Here is an 18,210-nt window from a genome sequence, read left to right on the forward strand (position 1 = left end):
TATTATTTTCATAATAAATTAAATAACATTAATTGTTGCTATTTCATTCCAACGTCCAATATTATTTTGTTGCTTAATATATTGTTCACTATGCTTATCCAAAAAAAATGATGATGGATATTTAACATTACCATTATATAAATAATGATTATTATCAACATAACTAACAATACTATTATTGTTTTTAATTACATTATTATTTATGGTATAAGATTGACCCGTATCCGTTGTCATTTTAGTATCATTTGCTAATAAAACCTTGGCATTATATGTACCTTTTTCAACCAATCCCACATCAAGAAAATATTGCCCTTTTGATATTTGATTACCAAGCTGGAAATGATCTGACACTTTATATATTGGCGATTGATCCTCATAATCTGCCGCAGGAAACCAATTTTCTATTTTTGCGTTAGATGTATAATAAGCGATTATACTGCCATTAGCGGTACGTAATCTCCATGTCACAGGATAATTAATATAACTAGGCGCTACGCCTAAGTTTTGCCACTGACTATTAATTGTCAATGTTCTATTTTTGGGAATATTACGACTATAATCAACCTCATTAAGTTGATATCTATATCCTAATTTATTTAAAAATGCAGTAAGCAAAGGTTGATATATATTAGGAATTTGATGTGATTTTGCATCAATCAATGAAGCATGCTCTTTTAATGCAAAATCAAATGTTTGCTGAACTTGATCATAGGTAAGATGTAATGGATTTTTAATATTACTCCAATCCTGAAGTGAGTCTTGGCAAATTTCAAAATCAACGGCGGATTTCTTCCAACGCTGATCAAACAAAACATCAGGAGCTGTATTTGTCTGTATATCTGAAGCATGAGCGATTAATCCAGGATAACCGTCTTCCATTTCACTCCAGCCTTTACTCCAATCGCCAAGACAATCAACTCGCCAGCCAAAACCACGATTCGTAGCATAACTAAGAAAGTCTCCTTTATCCGTTCCTAGCATCGTTTTAGGTGTATGTGGAAAAGCATGAACCAGTGCTGCAATATACGGCTCTAGATCATGTAAAGTATAGCCATTATCAACTAATCCTACGCTATTGCTCGTCTTTGCCGCATACCCAGAAAGATTCCATTCACCCCAAGTCCCCACCATACCCATATCAATACGTAATAACGTCTTATTGTTATCATAACGCTTACCGAGTGCATCAAGAAATTGCTGCATGCGATGAATAAACAAAGGATTTTTAAACATACTCACCGCTTCCTTATCTGATAGGTGACAACTACTACCATTAAGGCCATGACCATATAACTCTTGTACTAACCAGCATGGAATACCACTACTATCTTTATTTACATCAGCATCATATATAGGATCATTTTTACCCCGTAATGCCATGAAACGAATCACAACCTTTTTATTTACAGCAGCAGCCTCTTCTAATACGTTATCAATTTTTTTCTCAAGCATCCTTTCATTAAGATTAGGATCTGTTGCTGTTGTTAATTGATCCCAGTACCAACGGTAATATATCGTACTAGTATCAGGATAAGAGATGACTGGTTTACCTTCATAAAAAGGATTCTCAGGATCATTACTAACAACTCGTTGTAACTCTGTAAAACCAATACCTGGATTAGTTAATACCTTGTTACTTTGCTTTGGAATAACTACAGATAAGTTATTTTCACCAGTAAAACTATGCGTATTATTGTTATTAGCGGTAGGGTTTAATACAGATGTAGCAATTAGAAATGAAAGTAAAGTTGAACTCATTGTGTGCTCTATAATAAGTAATATCAATAAGTTGATAGTATATTTAGGGTGCATTATATTGATAATATGAATAACTTAAACAGTAATATTAATTATTTGAGGTGAAAACTAAATTCTACAAAAAACAACCACATAATTTTATAAATCTATTGTATTTATATAACTACTTGTCATAACTACAATAGATAATTACCAAGAAATAGAATGTAAAATTTATTACTAGATTTAAGCGTAAAAATATGGGATTTTTGTTATATTAATCCTCTAATACCGTCAAGATAAAGGAATTCATGGGTATAATAACTGAAACATTCACCTATTTATTAACCAATAAACTTCTTTTTACCGCACTAATTATTGTGATTATCACGATCGCTCGACGTATTGTACTGTCGCAAGTACGAGGTGATGAATTTTTTGTTACTGAAACCCAGCGAAAATGGATGTCTCGTACTAAGAACGGTACGTTTATTTTTACGCTAGTTATACTATTTATATTATGGCGTTCAGAAATAAATGAATTCGCTTTATCAGTAACAGCGATTGCTGTCGCTATTGTTGTTGCCTCGAAAGAAATCATTCTTTGCTTTACAGGCTCTATACAACGCGCAAGTTCACGATCATTTCGAATAGGTGACTGGATAGAAGTTGGAAAAATCTGTGGTGAGGTTATAGAGCACAATATGATGGCAACGGTCATTCAAGAAATAGATCTTCATCATGGCCAGTATCATTACACCGGAAAAACGGCAACGTTACCAAACAGCATGTTTTTCACTTACCCGGTAAAAAATCTCAATTTCATGAAACGCTATGTTTATCATAACTTTTCCATCGTAGTCAGAGATTTTGTTAATCTTTACCCTTTACTACCCACAATCATCACTAAAATTGATCACCACAGTGAAGATTTTATTGACGTTGCCCGCCGCTATAATAGCATAATTGAGAAACATGCAGGGCTCGATCTACCTGGTTCTGAACCCCATATACATATCAGTAGTTCAACGACTGGTGAACAAATCGTTCATTTTATGCTCTTTTGTCCAACAGAACGAGCAACACACCTTGAACAAGAGATTCGTCGTGATTTCATGGAAGAATATGAACGCGCTTTTCCAGCGACTACCGCATAATCAGTTAATGGTAATTCAACCATGAATTACCATTAATTCAAATTCCGTCTATGCTTTATTCTCCAGTGTTACTGCTGTTTCAATACCATCATACAATTCAATAAATTGCTTAGTTAACTTATGCTTAGGATCAAAATATAGCATTGGGCACTGCTGGTAATGCGATTCTTTCATTTTTATCGATTGGGGTAAATATGGCTCTAAAATAGGAAAACCCAATGTTTTGATCTCCTCAATAATTTGACGAGGAAACTTTGCTTGAGTATTAAACATATTCACCACGATGCCTTCTAACTCTAAATCACGGTTATGATCATCACGTAACTCTGCAAGATTATCCATCACTTTAATTAAAGCTTGCTGAGAGAAACTATCGCAGTCAAAAGGAATTAATAACTTATGCGCTGCGATTAAACCCGACTTAGTATAAAAATTTAAATTTGGTGGCGTATCAATATAGATACGGTCAAAATCAGCCGCCAATACATCGAGCACTTCACGAAGCTTATAAATTTTATAACGTCGTTCAAGTTCGACTTCTAACTTATCAAGTTTTGGGCTGGAAGGAATAATAAATAAATTATCATATGCTGTCGCTTGAGGATAAGCACTGATCGGTGTCGACATCGCAAACCAAGATGCCGTTTGATTTAGAAGCTCTGCAATTGTTTTATCATTCGGTTGATTAATATCAATCCCTAAATAAGCACTACTGTTACCTTGTATATCAAGATCTATCACTAATGTTTTATAGCCTTTAGCTGCGCTAATTGCGGCTAAATTGACAGTTATACTTGATTTCCCCACACCACCTTTTTGATTAAAAATAATCCTACGCATTAACTTCATCCCTGATCATCGATAACTATTAACAACTATACACACTCATGCATATAGTTGTTAGTTAAACATATCATTTGAATTAATATTATATACGCAATAATTAGTTACCGTTTGTTAAATCTGATAAAGCTCTAGGGGTAATCCATCAGGATCACTAAAAAAAGTAAATGCCTTATTCGTTAACTCATCAATACGAATAGGCTCAACCTCAACCCCATTCTTTTCTAAATAGCCTACTGTAACTGCTATATCATCGACAGCAAAAGCTAAATGACGCAATCCCTGAGCTTCAGGATAACTCTGACGTTTTGGAGCACCATTAAATGAAAACAACTCTATTTGACTATTATCTGGTAGTTTTAAATCTAATTTATATGAGTCGCGATCTTCACGATAAGTTTCAGATATAATTTCTAGTTGTAATAACTGTGTGTAAAACGCTTTTGAACGAGAATAATCACTACAAATAATCGCTACATGATGAATTGCTTTTAACATTATTATTCTGCCATTATTGTAGGGCCGTTTGGCACATCTATTGTATGAAAAGGGGTAAGTAAACGAGGATTACGACTAATATCAACATGATGAATCAACGTATCATCATAATTTAAGTACGTCAGTAACGGATTATAACTGACATTTAACGCTTTTAAGCGATTAAAACTTACATTAACAATCTGCAATTGTGGATTATGAGTCAAATTTAAATGAGCTAATTTATTGTGTTCAACACTAAGAACTTGTAGTTGTGGGTTATGGCTTACATCAAGATATGTTAATTGGTTTGATGAGAGATCCAATGTTTTTAAATGGCTGAAATAGCGAACTTCTCGTGCATCTCGTATGTTAAAATGACTACACTTTAAGGATGTGATCTGCTTTATATTTTTTTCGCCTTGTGCAAATACGCAACGTTTAAAATTGGGATCAATAAACGTTAATGATGTTAACGTTGGTTGCACCTGCTGCGCGCACCCAGCCACTATAGACCCAATGATAATGGCAATGATACTCGGCCATATACGGCTATTCTTCACTATTAATACCTTTATTAATCTTGTCTCAAGGGACGAATTACAGATTCTAGCCCTTCTATTTTAAACTCAAGCGCTAACGCCATTAGTGTTCCTAATTGCCCTTCAGGAAAACCTTGCTTTTGAAACCACAATAAATATTCTTCTGGCAAATCAATCAGTACTCGACCTGCATATTTACCAAATGGCATTTTCATATTAGCTAATTGAATAAGATGTTGTTTTTGAAACATATATACACACCAACGAAATTAATAACTTATTATGGCAGTAGTGACGATAAATGACACGCTTCGAACAGATCTCCTCATGGCATAACTTACCATATTAAAAACAATATATACCATGCGGGAATTTACTCGATTAATATCCTATTATTTAACAACTGAACATTTACATTTTTAGCGATCTTTGTCACACTTAGCATCCGTTTTTTTTCATTGATAGTAAACGGATATGATCGGCAATCAATCAACACTTTTCGAGCCCCTGTTTATCTAATAATTGCCGACATCAAAGATAACTTACATCTCAACACCTTACACATAAGATTAAGAGAATATCCATGAGAAAAACGCTATTAACAACGCTATTCATTGCAACAATATTAACTGGTTGCGCAAGCTCACCCCAAAATGCGGTTGGCCTTGCTAATACATGGACAGTAAGCTCAATCGATGGCTATACCCAACCTGTAGATGCTTTGACCATCAAGCCACAACTACAGATTAATAAAAACCTTAACGTTAGCTATTCAGGCTGTAATACGTTAACAGGTAAAATGCGCATCACAACTCAAGATCTTACGACTAAAAATTTAATCTCAACTCAAAAAATGTGCCCTCAAAATGAGCAAGCTACTGTCGACGGGTTTGTAAAGCAGATGTTAACAGGGCCCTCTAAATTTTTAGTCAATAGTAATACATTGATCTTAAGTTCAGATAACCATACCGTAACATTTAAGCGCGTTGAAAAGAAATAACTAGAGATTAATATCCACAATAATGCTTAATTATTGTGGATTTTATTTTTATACAATTTATTGCGTAATTGGTGCTACTAATAATTCAGCGACAATGCGCTTTAATAAAAACGTTTCTCGCTCAATAGACATCCCTTTCTTATCGGAATGTCTCATCGTATGTTCATTGTGTGTAATCGCATCAAAAATATTGATCCATACTGGTTTCATGCCATTTTTCTTCTCATAATCCTCGAGCCGTGTTTCCCCTAATTGCGCATCGATTTTACAGACATAACAGAATGATTCCATATGTACAATATCATGTTCTGGTTTATACCAAGGTCGAAACTCTTCATACATTCCAAACGGTTCAATATCATGGATATTGGTAGCGCCAGTTTCTTCTTCTAACTCTCGAATTAACCCTTGAATCTGATCTTCTCCAACATCAATGCCGCCACCAGGTAAGGTATAATCATGATAACGAGCAGTGTATAACATCAAAATATTGTCGCCATTAAGGACAATCGCACGTGTTGCTTGGCGGTGATATATCGTCAATGTTGGTGATTGAAGATCTAAGTTGACTAAATCAGCGTGAACTGACGATTTTAAAAAGCGCATCAATATTTACTCATTCTACATTGCAAGCCAATATTCTACCGAATTAGTTCTTAAAACACGAATAACACCCATAAAAAAGCCTCCATAGCAGGAGGCTTCAAGATAGTAAGTACTAATTACCAGTTAAATAGTTTATTGAAGAATCCTTCCACTTTATGCTTCACTTTCTCAGCTTGGCAATGCTGCTTAAGATCGCCATGCGGATCCCAAATAGGCATTCGCGTTTGGCCGCTACAACTTGGAATATATTCACCATCAGCTGCTATCTGATAATTTTCAGCTTCAATATTTGCAGGCTGTCGTAACAATAATGGCTCAGGTTTACGATGTTGAATATAATCAGTGTAAAGACGCAATGCGCCACTTGCTCCAGTTAAATGGGTGCTCTTATTATCATCACGCCCCATCCAAACAGTCACGACTTCACGACCATCAATACCAACATACCAACTATCACGGCCATTATTAGTTGTACCTGTTTTACCCGCTAAATGGGTGTTAGGAAATAATTTATTCAGCGAATGAGCAGTACCAAATTTCACCGTATCTTGCAATGCAAACATCGTTAGCCATGCAGCTTGTGGCGGTACCACTTCAGCGGCTTTTGGCCAGTTTTGATATAACACTTTACCATTTTCATCAACCACGGCATTTAAGGCTGTTAATGGTGCTAAATACCCTTCATTACCAATCGCTTGATACATTTGGGCAACCTGTAATGGTGACAAGGTAATTGAGCCCAGAAACAAAGATGGTACTTGAGGAATATCTTGCTCAGCAATACCTAATTTCGTCAATGTCTCAGACATCTTATCAACACCAACAGCCATACCGAGATTAACAGTTGGAACATTATAAGATTTGGCAAGTGCAACAAATAATGGCACTTCACCACGGTATTTACGATCGTAATTACGTGGGCTCCATGTTGCACCATCATGCATCTGAATTGATAACGGCTGATCTTTTAATGAGCTTGCCAAGCTAAATCTCGCTGGATTTTCTAACGCAGTAAGATATAACGCTGGCTTAATCACTGAGCCAACTTGGCGTTGTGCATTAATAGCGCGGTTATAACCCGCAAACCCAGGTTGATCACCGCCAATCATAGCGCGGATTTCACCGGTAGTGCGATCAACAATAACCACTGCTGTTTGTAAATCTTTGCCTGCTCGTTTTTGTACTTCAGGCATCACTTTAGCAACCGCAGCTTCTGCTAGCTTTTGTGATTGAGGATCTAGCGAGGTAAAAATACGTAATCCTTTACCAGCCTCAAACGCTGCACCTGCTTTTTGCTCTAGCTCAGCTTTAATTTGATCAAAGTATGCAGGTTGACGTTTAGCTAGTTGACCTTTTGCCTGAATATCAAGTGGTAGTTTGATCGCTGCTTGATAAACTTTATCACTGATTTCACCGTCTTTGTTCATTAAGTCTAAAACGATATTACGGCGTTCTTTAGCACGTTCAGGATGACGCCAAGGATTGTAATATGTTGGCCCTTTCACCATACCAATTAACAGTGCTAATTGATCAACTCGTAACTCTGATAATGGTCGATCAAAATAATAACGCGACGCTAAAGCAAAGCCATGAATACCATGCCCACCAAACTGAGCTAGATACACTTGGTTCATGTAAGCATCTAGTACTTCTTGTTTACCGTAGCGAGTATCAATGATGATCGCCATATAAGCTTCTTTAAATTTACGCCAAAATGTACGCTGGCTGCTTAAAAACATATTTTTCGCTAACTGTTGCGTCAGCGTACTGCCACCTTGTACCGTATGACCCGCTTTAATATTGGCAATAAACGCCCGCGCAATACCTACTAATGAAATACCATCATGCTCATAAAAATGACGATCTTCGGTATCGATTAAACCAGCAACGAGTAGTTTGGGCATTTTATCTTCAGGCAAATAGATACGCTGTTCGTCTGAATGCGCTTCTAACATTCCTAACATCTTTGGATCGATATGCAAAAATCCTAATTCTTTATTAGAATCTAAATCCATGATGCGAGTTATACTGTCATTATTAAATGACACTGAAACATGACGCGCCCCTTCAGGCCCTTCTTTGAAGTTAAATGGTCGACGTACAAAATCAACTTTCCAACCATTTGCTGCATATTCACCACTTTGATCAGGCTTTGCAACTTTTTGATATCCTAAGACTTTAAGCTCATTAACCAAAGTGTTGTAGGTTATTGGCGCCCCGGGCTGTAACGCCATCTCGCGGGCGTAGACAACTGAAGGTAATTGCCATAATTGACCAGCAAACTTAGCACTAATTTGTTGGTTCAAGTCATAACCTAAATAAGCCATACCCGCAGTACCAATTAATGTTGCACCAATTAAGGCACGTACAATCACACTACGTTTTTTCTTCATTTGAGGTACTTGAGGGGTAGATTGTTGATTATTTGACGTCATAAGCCTGTTCAATGTAATAAATTCGTCGTCGCCATAAATTAGATAATCAGGAGATCAACGTATATTGGTGAAGCCTTCGCTAAATGAGATCAGCGCCTACGCACTGACTTTAATATGATTAACATAACCAGATATTCTAATCAGGTTGTCATCACGTTGTCAGATATTCTTACATCAATCTATCAGTTTGGGTTTTATTAGCCTTTTGGGCACAAATGCTCCAAAATACGTACCTTTGATAATGCGCCAAATGATCAATCCTGATCGGCGTCGTGGTATCTGCGAGAAATTATATGCAACGTGATTACACCTTAAACTGCCTTTTAACCATGCCTCGACATGAATTAGAAGAATTTAGCCTTCGCGTAATAGGTCGTATGGTACCAGAAGATGTGATGCAGGAAATATTTACCTTCGATCAAGAAGAAATAGACAGCGACGAACGTCTAAAATCAACCCAGTTTGATGCGATGCTGCGAATGACTGCGATTGCATTAGGGGAAGTTAATATTGCATTTTCTGATTCTGACAATGCCCAACAAAACAGTGAGCGTATGATCCGCTTACTACTATGGCATTTTTATGCAATATCTTTTCAGCTTGAAGAAGCAGTAACATTAGAACAACATTGTGCTGAAGTAGAGCAGATTTTAACCAACGCACCAGATAATGCCTTCGGCTGGGTGAGTGTCTTAACTGAATTACTGCACCGCTATGCCTCATTAAGTGAACAAAAAAGTTCATAGTAACTATTAGCTATATAAATAACAGTTTTAATAACAAAAAGGCGTACCCTTCTAGGTACGCCTTTTTTAATAATTAATTGTCGATCTTTTATTGTGAATTACACATCACTATTAATAATCGAAATCACTGTACTCCGGACTATCGAAACGCGAACGTGTCACACGACGTTTCTTCTTACCACGAGATTGCAGATCTAAATCCTGAAAATCATCTGCAAACTCAGAATTGAATTTTGATTTGCTGCCTTTGTGAAATTTTTGGTTTAACTTAGCCATTTACGTTTCCTGAACTACATCCAGAGTAGATAATTATTAGAATAGAACACAGGCAATTGTAATGTTCTATTGTGAAAAAACAGTACTAAGTTAACGTAAAAAACATGATAGACAATCCGGTCCATGTTTCATTGTTTCTTACCTTAGCAACGTTTTTCTTAGACTAATTCAGGAATTCACTCCCGTACAACAAGTTATTTTACTGGTAATAACAAACAATTTAAATCAAATGCTTTCGATCACATTCTTAAACGGCACATCTACAATTGCATTAATTAATGCTTCTTTATCATTAGCTTCACGCCAAACTAAATATAAGCTTTGTTCCATAATTGGCGCATCTTCAACAACATACAATTCACCTAAAGCTGCGCTATTAGCAACAACGGGGGATGGGAAGTAACCAACACCACCATTTGCTAAAATATAATCTAACGCCATCTTACATGAATGAGTATGTAACACAGGTGTACGCTGTAATTCAGGTATACGGCTGTGTTCGACTGAGAATCGAGTTCCCCAATCAAGATAAATAAGCGACATATCACGTACACTATGTACATCACAATTAGGCACATTAGTCACTAACTGTAATTGATAATCGCGTACTTTTTGAACATGCAAATTTTCAATTTTCGGCGGTTCACTAGTAATAAACAAGTCAATACTTTTATCAAACAACCGTTTCGCCATTCCTTCTCGCTTCACTGATTCTAAACGTAACGCAAGACCTGGCACTGTGGCATAGATACGATTGATCCAAGCAGATATACCATCAAACTCCCAAAATAAAGGTGATGCACCAATCGTCAATTGGGTATTTAAACTATCAGTTAAAGCAACGTCTTGTTTAGCTCGCCCCCAAGTTTGCAAAATAGCTTCAGCATAAGGCAGCAAACGTTCACCAGCAGCAGTAAGATGCACATTTCCACGTTGACGAGAAAATAGCGGATTACCTAATTGTGACTCAAGCTGACGGATACGAAAGCTGACTGCTGATTGGGTCAAATATAAGTTATCTGCAGCACGACCAAAGTGACGTGTTTTGGTAACTTCCAAGAACGTTTTAAGTAATTCAGTATCCACGGCAAAATTCTCAATAATAAGAGTAGGTTAAATAGAAAAATAACGGTATATATAAGTTATTATATCGCGAATAGATTCAATATTAATATCTTGCGGGATAGTACAACCTATTATCGTTGCATATTAATCAAATATTTTCATCTTAACAATAAAAAATAATTGATTTACAACGTCGCAAGTCTGGATAAATATCAGCGCAAATCACATCAAGGACTTTATGAATGAGAAGTGAAGGTAAATTTTACGACGATAAAAACTTCCCACGCGGTTTTAATCGCTCAGGGGTTTTTACTATTAGTGAAACCAGCGTGTTAGAAAACTATGGACGTTCTATGCGTGCGCTCTTTGACGGCACGACACAACCAATTGATGACTCTGAAGTTCAGTTTTTAGCTGAAGTACATGGTCAACAACAAGCCGTGTCTGAGTTTGGCAAATGCTGGATTAAATACCTAAACCACACCAGTCATAAAACACGTAGTTATACATTATGTGTGTCACAACGAGCTCATACGACAGGCTCATACGGTGACGATGATGACAGCGATAGTGGTACTGATAACGATCTCGATTATTAGACAACACTTTTAGAAACGGATTTTCAAAAAAATCGCCAACAAAATGAAGCCATCCCACTCTGTGTGATGGCTTATTTCTTTATATTAGCCTGTGTTTAATTTAACAGGCCACTTTTTGGTATAGCTATGAAAATTTGTTTTGTTATGTATCCGTGGGAACGCGTTGAAGCAGAAAACGACTCTACTTTACGTTTGATTCACGAAGCCGCAAGCCGCGGTCACACGGTTGCAATTACAACACCGAGTAACTTAACCATGCGCGACAGTATGGCAATTGCATTCTGTAACGTATTAAAAAAAGGTGAAGTCTCAAACAATATTCCAAGCTTCTACCGTAAAGCTGAATTTAATAACGCCGAGCTACCATTAGCAGGCTTTGACGTTATTTTTATGCGTGCTAACCCACCATTAGATACCATGGCGCTGAATTTTCTTGATTCAGTGCGTGATCATACTTTTATCGTTAATGATATTGACGGCCTACGTGTAGCGAATAACAAACTTTATACCGCTTCATTGCCAGATCCAAACAAGGAATTTATTCCTGTTACTCATGTATCTAAAAACCGTGATTACCTTGAGCGTGTGCTTGATGAATCACCACAAGATCGCATGATCCTGAAGCCATTAAACGGCTACGGTGGTAAAGGCGTAATCTTGATCGAAAAAAGTGCTAAATCAAGTGTGAAATCATTATTAGATTTCTATATTGGGGATGATCAGAACTACGTTATCCTACAAGACTACATTGAAGGCGCTGAGCAAGGCGATGTGCGCATCATGTTATTAAATGGTGAGCCTATTGGTGCTATGCGTCGTATCCCAGCAGAAGGCGATGTACGCTCAAATATTCATGCTGGCGGTCGCGAAGTAAAACACGTTTTAACTAAGCAAGAATTAGCCCTATGTAAACACATTGGCCCAAAATTAGTCCGCGACGGCCTTTATTTCGTCGGTCTAGATGTTATTAACGGTAAATTAGTTGAAGTTAATGTACTAAGCCCTGGCGGCATTACCCGTATTAACCGCCTAAATCGCGTGAAGTTACAACGCAATGTGCTTGATTTTGTGGAAAGCGTTGTGATTGCAAAAGAAGTTGGAATCACTCGCAAAAATGATTTTCGGAAGGTAATTGCAGATGCAGCTTACTGAGTTAGAGATTTTAGAAAAAATACGTAGTCTTACGCCATTTGAGGCGCATCTTGACGATGGTAGCTTGATGATTCGCATTAGTGAATATCAACCTTATATTGCAACTGCGATCCATAACGGTCACCAACTGCGTCAATCACTGCAATCACAGTGTGCGTTGACAGAAGAAGAGCGTTATTTTGAAGAAGATCCCTTTACTGGTGACTTCATTTCTTCATTGCCGATAGTATTGCAAGGTAAAGATTCACGTTATGAGTATGATCTCAATCGTGCGCCTGAAAACTGCATTTACGACGACGCATGGGGAAAAAATGTCTGGCTAGCACCTCTAAGCGATGCTGAACGTGAAATAACTTTGGCCAAACACCAAAGTTACTACCGCATTCTACAATGCTTAGTTGAGACGTTAGAGCTGCAATTTGGTTTATGCCTAATTTACGATATTCATTCGTATAACTACCAACGCATTGATACTGTAACACCAACATTTAATCTTGGTACGATGCAGGTTAACCGTCGTCGATGGCGCAAAGAAATTGATGTGTTACTTGAAGGGCTTAATACTGTTGAATTGCCTAACATTGATGTTATTGCGCTTGAAAATGATATTTTTAAAGGCCTAGGCTACCAAGCTACTTTTATTAAGCAACACTTCAAAAACACTTTAATTATGCCAATTGAAGTGAAAAAGATTTTCATGAACGAAGAAGGGGGTGAAGCTTACCCACTCGTTATTGAAAAGCTAAAAGAATCGCTGAAGACAGTGATCACTGAACATGCAGCGTTCACTATCACTAAACGTACCAAAGCCAAAGGGCTAACTGGTAGTGATGTGCTTGCGTCGAATCTATCTAAAGAAGTGATTAATCTTGATCGTCAGTTGTATAAAATAGCAAAAGGAATTAATACCTTAAGCTATATTAACCCAACTAACTTAAAACAAGAAAAAAGACGCTTTTTAAGTAAGCCATACAGCTACCAACCACAATTTACTTATCGTCAATTGGATTTGGATCCGTATAAATTCCGTGAGCAACTTTACCGTTTACCGGTTGAGACAATCCGTGATGCTGACGTACAAAAAATGTATCGTAAAGTCATCGATCAGTTAGCTGTTCGTATTGATCTTCTATGCAGTATTGGCACTGATGAGTTTTTATATAACTCACTGCGTTACTACGGCCAGCCAGATGAGCGTGATATTGCTAATGCTAAATTTATTTTGCATGCCTGCGAATATAAAGAACAGCAACCAGCAAATATCAGTGCTAAAGAAGCAATCGAAGCGTTTAAAATAGCGGCGGCTGAATATGATATCCCTTGTAAAGTCGTATCATCTAAGCAGTTAATTGCTCGTGCAATGGTGAGTGGCAAGGTTATCAAGGTCAACCCAAACAGTCGCTTCACTCAAGGTGACTTAGATGCCTTGATCCACCATGAGTTAGGCGTTCACCTTGTTACATCAGTCAACGCTGAAAGACAGCCACTTAAAATTCTACAATTAGGCTTACCGGGTAACACCCATACCCAAGAAGGCTTAGCGATTTTATGTGAGCATTTATCGGGAAGCTTCCCACTGCATCGTCTAAAAACATTGGCGTTACGTGTAGTTGCAGTAGAAATGATGGTCAATGGCGATAGCTTTAATGACTGCTTTAATAGTCTACGTCATGATTATGACGTGTGTGATGATGAAGCATTTACCATTACTGCACGCGCTTATCGTGGCGGTGGTTTTACTAAAGACTTCCTGTATCTACGTGGCTTAAAAGACGCAATCCAGGCTTATAAAACGGAAGACTTAACCTCATTATTCATTGGTAAAACAGGGTTTGAATTTAAACCATTGCTCGATGAATTAATTGAACGCGGAATTCTTAAAACACCAAGTTTTATGCCAAAAGCACTTTCGATTGAAGCAGAAATCGATCCAGTAATGGACTTTATGCTGAACTCAATTCGTTAATATTTGGTTATCAATAACGATTTTCTATTGTAACTAACACTAAAAAAGCGACCATAGCGGTCGCTTTTTTATTATTAATAGTATCAACGAATTACATAGGTAAGCGTTTACTATCAACGCGAATAATAACACAAGTTAAAATAACTAACGTAACGGCTATACCGGCTAGCAATACAAACACACCATTCCAAGAATAAGCAGTTTCAATCATTGCAATTGGCGCACCAGCAAGTGCAGCACCAATGTAAGTTACACCACCTTTAAGACCCGTTGCAGCACCCGCACCATCAGCGTGAGATGCTTCAATGATACCTAATGCAAACAACATCTGTGGCGCGTAAATACCTGCACCAATAACAAAGAAACACAGCGCAACAAGTAAGTAGCTCATATGGATAGTTAAAGCAACACCGACCATACCAGCAATTAATACAAAGCAGTAAATTAAAATTGTTTTCCAACGATCGGCGCCAAAGAACTTATCAGAAATAATACCTGATGTCAGACCGCCTAAAATACCACCAGCTTCAAACCAAGCAACTAATGAGTTCGATCTAATTAAGTCCCAATGTAGGACATCAACGAAGTAAACACTCACCCAGTCACTTGAAACAGTACGAATCACATAAATACATAAATCACCACCGATCGCTAACCAAATAATCGGGTTAGTCAAAATATAGCGTTGAAACATAACCCACATTGATAGACCAGCTTCAGAGCGCTTATTGATCTCTAATTGCTTGGTATCATTACGCCATTCACCGACATTAGGTAGACCGTAATTTTCAGGTTTACCACGCATCAAAATAGCCGCGATCAAGGCCTGTACTGCAGTAATCGCCGCTGGTACATAAAACGCATAACGCCAGTTACCTGTATAAGCAATAACAGCAGAAGCAATTAACGGTGCCAATGCGCCACCGACATTGTGGGATGTATTCCATAATGAATACCAACCACCACGCTCAGACTTTGAATACCACTGACTGATCGCTTTAGCAATCGGTGGAAAACCACAGCCTTGAACAACAGCGGTCAAACAATACAGCACTAACAGCATCGTAACGCTGTTAGTCATACCAATACCAACGTTAATAATCGCAATAATGACTAACACTGGCGCTAGAAACAAACGAGGGTTAATTTTATCGGCTAAAAGACCAGAACTAAATTTTGAAAGGCCGTATAAAATATAATAAATCGATGAGGCTAAACCAAATTGAACCATGGTCATGCCTAGATCTTTCATTAATAATGGCGCAGCGGCAGCAAACGCTTTTCTTGAGATATACATCACTGTATAGGTCAAGAAAGTAGTAATAATTATTTGCCAACGAAGGCGTTTATAAGTCGCATCTAGTTTAGAATTGTTCATCAAATATGAGTCGTTCAAAGAGGTTTTTTAGAAAGCGCACAGCGTACTCTTTGACACAATTAGTTACAAATTAATTATTCGCTCATTTTCTATACTTTGGAACATTCATTCACAAGCAAGATGCATAAACTTATCAGGCCAGATAAAAAACCTATAAAAACCATTATTAAGAATAAAAACCTAAATTATTAAAAATAACAGCATCTCAAGATCATCAATTGATCACTGACAGAATAATAGTTTGCTAAAAAAGCCTTCTATCTAGGTTAAAAAATATAACCACCGAGCACACAACAAACATCAAAAAGATCAACATTGGCATCAAAATAGCAATAAAAAACAAACGTGATATTATTTTCTTAAACAACAACGAATAAAAATATAGTCTGTAAAAAGTAAAATTTATTTAATGTTAAATTAAACTGTACAACGTAGTAAGCATCCCTTAATGTTATAGCATATGCAGATAGAGCATCTCTGAATACCAGTTATAAGTGGCCAAAGTTTAACTCCTGACAGCCTGCTCTAAATATAAAATTTATTTTATTTCGCTTATTACTAGCCATCAGAATGAAACATTAAATTAATAGAATTCGATAGCTTATAGTAATGAAAATAATAGATTATTACGATTAGTTTAATTAAATATTAATCCATATTATTAATATAAATAATCAGTTTATAATTTATTTATAAGAGTATTAATTGACACTTATCTCCAATAAGTAAAGTCGTATTTAAAATAAACACTAGAATTCTCTCTCCTATTAGATCCTTAATTAAGTTTTATTGATTAAAAGTTTTAACTACATACAGGATTTTATATGAAAAAATTCATTTCATAGCTTTTTCATTCCAAAACTTACTCTTCTCCTTATGTTAGAGACTATAACGAATAAATATCGAGTACGTTTTAACTCAATCTACAATAAAAAAGAGACAATTATAATGATAAATAAAATTGAAAAATTAAAGGTTAGTAATGGATGGAAAAAACGTTTCCAATTATTTAATAGTATCGGTGGCTCAGAAGCTAAATCAATAATAACCTTAACCATTCATAATAAGAAATATTCAGCGTTATCGTGGTGGGATCAATCGTCATTAGTCTGTTTACTCTGGCCACTTATATTTGGTGGGTTCTGGTACTTTGCTAAGAAAATGTGGGGGAAAGGCTTTGTTTTAACTGGCTTAGTAATGCTCATCAAGAGCCTATTTATTATTACAACTTACACCTTGCATATTGAATCAATGGCTCGCTTTTATGTCTTTGGAGCGTTTGCGGTAGGAATATATTCTTATTTGGGAGCCTTTGATTATTATAAATTCAAAGTATGTAATGAGAAAATGTGGCCTGGGTTTGGGATATTTAAACGCACACCTATAATCACCTTATTTGTGATTCTATCATTATTGGTATTAGTGGCCACAATATGGTTTACCACAAAATTATAACAAGATTAGTTACATTAATTACCTCGTACTATAGAAGCTTACTCCTCTATGCATAAATACCAATTCGAAACTTATGATAGTGAGCCGTCATATACTGATTGTGACACCATTAATTACTAAGCTCGAGCACTATTACAGCTAAATACGATTTACAATAAAAAAGGCAGTATTCACTGCCTTATTTATGTATCAGTCTTTCAAGTTAATTTGCAGGTACAACACGTGTGGTACGGCCTTGTTGATAAATATCAACTCGCTGACCCACACGGAAGATCATATTAGGATCAACCTGCTGTACAACCGCAACAGTACGACCACTATCTAACTTAATAACAATATTGACGCCCTGACGTTTACTAATCGCACCACCAGCACTATTACCTAAAGCACCACCCGCAAGGGCACCACCAATTGCAGCAATATCAGAGCCTGAACCGCCACCAACTTTCGACCCTAAAATGCCACCAATAGCAGCACCAGCAAGTGTACCAATAGTACTTTCACCATCAGAGCTCATTGTTACAGCATCAAGTTTAGTAATTGTCCCAGTCAAAACCGTTTGCATAGTGCGAGCTTCACCAACATTGTAAGCATCACCATAAGGGTTTTGAGCACAGCCGACGACACCTAATGACAACATCATCGCCACAGCGACCATTACTTTTTTATTCGCCATTGATTTATGACTCAAGACAACCTCCTACTAGTTAAACGTAACTTTGCTTATTAAGTGTGGCTGTTAATTTAACATTTACCACATCTTATTTACCTAATGG

The 18,210-nt window shown here is 36.9% G+C and carries 18 protein-coding genes; 7 read left to right on the plus strand and 11 right to left on the minus strand.

What is annotated here, in order from left to right; genetic code table 11:
* Nucleotides 1–18: 18 nt before the first annotated feature.
* Nucleotides 19–1,758, minus strand: a complete 1,740-nt coding sequence (locus PPBDW_RS18695) for a DUF4832 domain-containing protein (protein ID WP_036791407.1) — start codon at nucleotides 1,756–1,758, stop codon at nucleotides 19–21.
* A gap of 290 nt (nucleotides 1,759–2,048) precedes the next feature.
* On the opposite strand from PPBDW_RS18695, the gene PPBDW_RS18700 reads away from it, so the two are divergent.
* On the plus strand, nucleotides 2,049–2,894 hold the full coding sequence (locus PPBDW_RS18700) for a mechanosensitive ion channel family protein (RefSeq protein WP_036791409.1): 846 nt from the start codon (nucleotides 2,049–2,051) through the stop codon (nucleotides 2,892–2,894).
* Between the two features lie 48 nt (nucleotides 2,895–2,942).
* Here the strand turns inward: PPBDW_RS18700 and PPBDW_RS18705 are convergent, their stop codons facing one another.
* The 4 genes from PPBDW_RS18705 to PPBDW_RS18720 all read right to left on the minus strand — a co-directional run bounded on the left by PPBDW_RS18705 (nucleotide 2,943) and on the right by PPBDW_RS18720 (nucleotide 5,007).
* The gene (locus PPBDW_RS18705; protein WP_036791411.1) at nucleotides 2,943–3,734 is read right to left on the minus strand and encodes a ParA family protein; all 792 of its coding nucleotides are present in this window, start codon (nucleotides 3,732–3,734) and stop codon (nucleotides 2,943–2,945) included.
* A 117-nt stretch (nucleotides 3,735–3,851) separates the two neighbouring features.
* Nucleotides 3,852–4,235 (minus strand): SMU1112c/YaeR family gloxylase I-like metalloprotein, encoded by a 384-nt coding sequence (gene gloA2, locus PPBDW_RS18710; RefSeq protein WP_036791413.1) that lies wholly within the window; start codon nucleotides 4,233–4,235, stop codon nucleotides 3,852–3,854.
* Between the two features lie 2 nt (nucleotides 4,236–4,237).
* Complete coding sequence (locus PPBDW_RS18715) at nucleotides 4,238–4,777, minus strand: leucine-rich repeat domain-containing protein (protein ID WP_036791415.1); 540 nt, start codon at nucleotides 4,775–4,777, stop codon at nucleotides 4,238–4,240.
* 14 nt (nucleotides 4,778–4,791) lie between these two features.
* On the minus strand, nucleotides 4,792–5,007 hold the full coding sequence (locus tag PPBDW_RS18720) for a DUF3820 family protein (protein ID WP_036791418.1): 216 nt from the start codon (nucleotides 5,005–5,007) through the stop codon (nucleotides 4,792–4,794).
* Between the two features lie 332 nt (nucleotides 5,008–5,339).
* On the opposite strand from PPBDW_RS18720, the gene PPBDW_RS18725 reads away from it, so the two are divergent.
* Entirely contained in the window at nucleotides 5,340–5,756 is a 417-nt protein-coding gene (locus PPBDW_RS18725) for an META domain-containing protein (RefSeq protein WP_036791421.1), read from the plus strand.
* A 57-nt stretch (nucleotides 5,757–5,813) separates the two neighbouring features.
* Here the strand turns inward: PPBDW_RS18725 and PPBDW_RS18730 are convergent, their stop codons facing one another.
* Together PPBDW_RS18730 and mrcB are read right to left on the minus strand one after the other, a co-directional pair.
* Complete coding sequence (locus PPBDW_RS18730; RefSeq protein ID WP_036791424.1) at nucleotides 5,814–6,362, minus strand: NUDIX hydrolase; 549 nt, start codon at nucleotides 6,360–6,362, stop codon at nucleotides 5,814–5,816.
* A gap of 116 nt (nucleotides 6,363–6,478) precedes the next feature.
* The gene (gene mrcB, locus PPBDW_RS18735; protein ID WP_036791427.1) at nucleotides 6,479–8,797 is read right to left on the minus strand and encodes a penicillin-binding protein 1B; all 2,319 of its coding nucleotides are present in this window, start codon (nucleotides 8,795–8,797) and stop codon (nucleotides 6,479–6,481) included.
* 293 nt (nucleotides 8,798–9,090) lie between these two features.
* Here mrcB and PPBDW_RS18740 point away from each other — a divergent pair, with 293 nt between their 5' ends.
* Nucleotides 9,091–9,543 (plus strand): hypothetical protein, encoded by a 453-nt coding sequence (locus PPBDW_RS18740; RefSeq protein WP_036791429.1) that lies wholly within the window; start codon nucleotides 9,091–9,093, stop codon nucleotides 9,541–9,543.
* Between the two features lie 111 nt (nucleotides 9,544–9,654).
* Here PPBDW_RS18740 and PPBDW_RS18745 read toward each other — a convergent pair whose 3' ends face one another.
* Nucleotides 9,655–9,819: a hypothetical protein gene (locus PPBDW_RS18745; RefSeq protein ID WP_162836320.1), complete on the minus strand. Its 165-nt coding sequence runs from the start codon at nucleotides 9,817–9,819 to the stop codon at nucleotides 9,655–9,657.
* Nucleotides 9,820–10,044: 225 nt separating this feature from the next.
* The gene (gene hdfR, locus PPBDW_RS18750) at nucleotides 10,045–10,905 is read right to left on the minus strand and encodes an HTH-type transcriptional regulator HdfR (protein WP_036791432.1); all 861 of its coding nucleotides are present in this window, start codon (nucleotides 10,903–10,905) and stop codon (nucleotides 10,045–10,047) included.
* Between the two features lie 221 nt (nucleotides 10,906–11,126).
* On the opposite strand from hdfR, the gene PPBDW_RS18755 reads away from it, so the two are divergent.
* The 3 genes from PPBDW_RS18755 (at nucleotide 11,127) to PPBDW_RS18765 (ending at nucleotide 14,601) form a co-directional block, all read left to right on the plus strand.
* Nucleotides 11,127–11,483, plus strand: coding sequence for a MaoP family protein (locus tag PPBDW_RS18755; protein ID WP_036791434.1), 357 nt, complete (start codon nucleotides 11,127–11,129; stop codon nucleotides 11,481–11,483).
* Nucleotides 11,484–11,609: 126 nt separating this feature from the next.
* Nucleotides 11,610–12,635 (plus strand): glutathione synthase, encoded by a 1,026-nt coding sequence (gene gshB / locus PPBDW_RS18760; RefSeq protein WP_036791437.1) that lies wholly within the window; start codon nucleotides 11,610–11,612, stop codon nucleotides 12,633–12,635.
* Nucleotides 12,622–14,601: a flavohemoglobin expression-modulating QEGLA motif protein gene (locus PPBDW_RS18765; RefSeq protein WP_036791439.1), complete on the plus strand. Its 1,980-nt coding sequence runs from the start codon at nucleotides 12,622–12,624 to the stop codon at nucleotides 14,599–14,601. Before gshB ends, PPBDW_RS18765 begins: the two co-directional genes overlap by 14 nt.
* A 91-nt stretch (nucleotides 14,602–14,692) precedes the next feature.
* Here PPBDW_RS18765 and PPBDW_RS18770 read toward each other — a convergent pair whose 3' ends face one another.
* On the minus strand, nucleotides 14,693–15,979 hold the full coding sequence (locus tag PPBDW_RS18770; protein WP_036791441.1) for an MFS transporter: 1,287 nt from the start codon (nucleotides 15,977–15,979) through the stop codon (nucleotides 14,693–14,695).
* A gap of 948 nt (nucleotides 15,980–16,927) precedes the next feature.
* Between PPBDW_RS18770 and PPBDW_RS18775 the strand changes: the two genes are divergently transcribed.
* Nucleotides 16,928–17,434, plus strand: coding sequence for a hypothetical protein (locus tag PPBDW_RS18775; protein ID WP_036791443.1), 507 nt, complete (start codon nucleotides 16,928–16,930; stop codon nucleotides 17,432–17,434).
* Nucleotides 17,435–17,636: 202 nt separating this feature from the next.
* On the opposite strand, the gene PPBDW_RS18780 is transcribed toward PPBDW_RS18775, so the two are convergent.
* The gene (locus tag PPBDW_RS18780; protein WP_036791446.1) at nucleotides 17,637–18,110 is read right to left on the minus strand and encodes an outer membrane lipoprotein; all 474 of its coding nucleotides are present in this window, start codon (nucleotides 18,108–18,110) and stop codon (nucleotides 17,637–17,639) included.
* Nucleotides 18,111–18,210: the final 100 nt, after the last annotated feature.

The sequence above is a fragment of the Photobacterium kishitanii genome, assembly GCF_000613045.3.
In the GTDB taxonomy this organism is placed as follows: Bacteria; Pseudomonadota; Gammaproteobacteria; order Enterobacterales; family Vibrionaceae; genus Photobacterium; species Photobacterium kishitanii.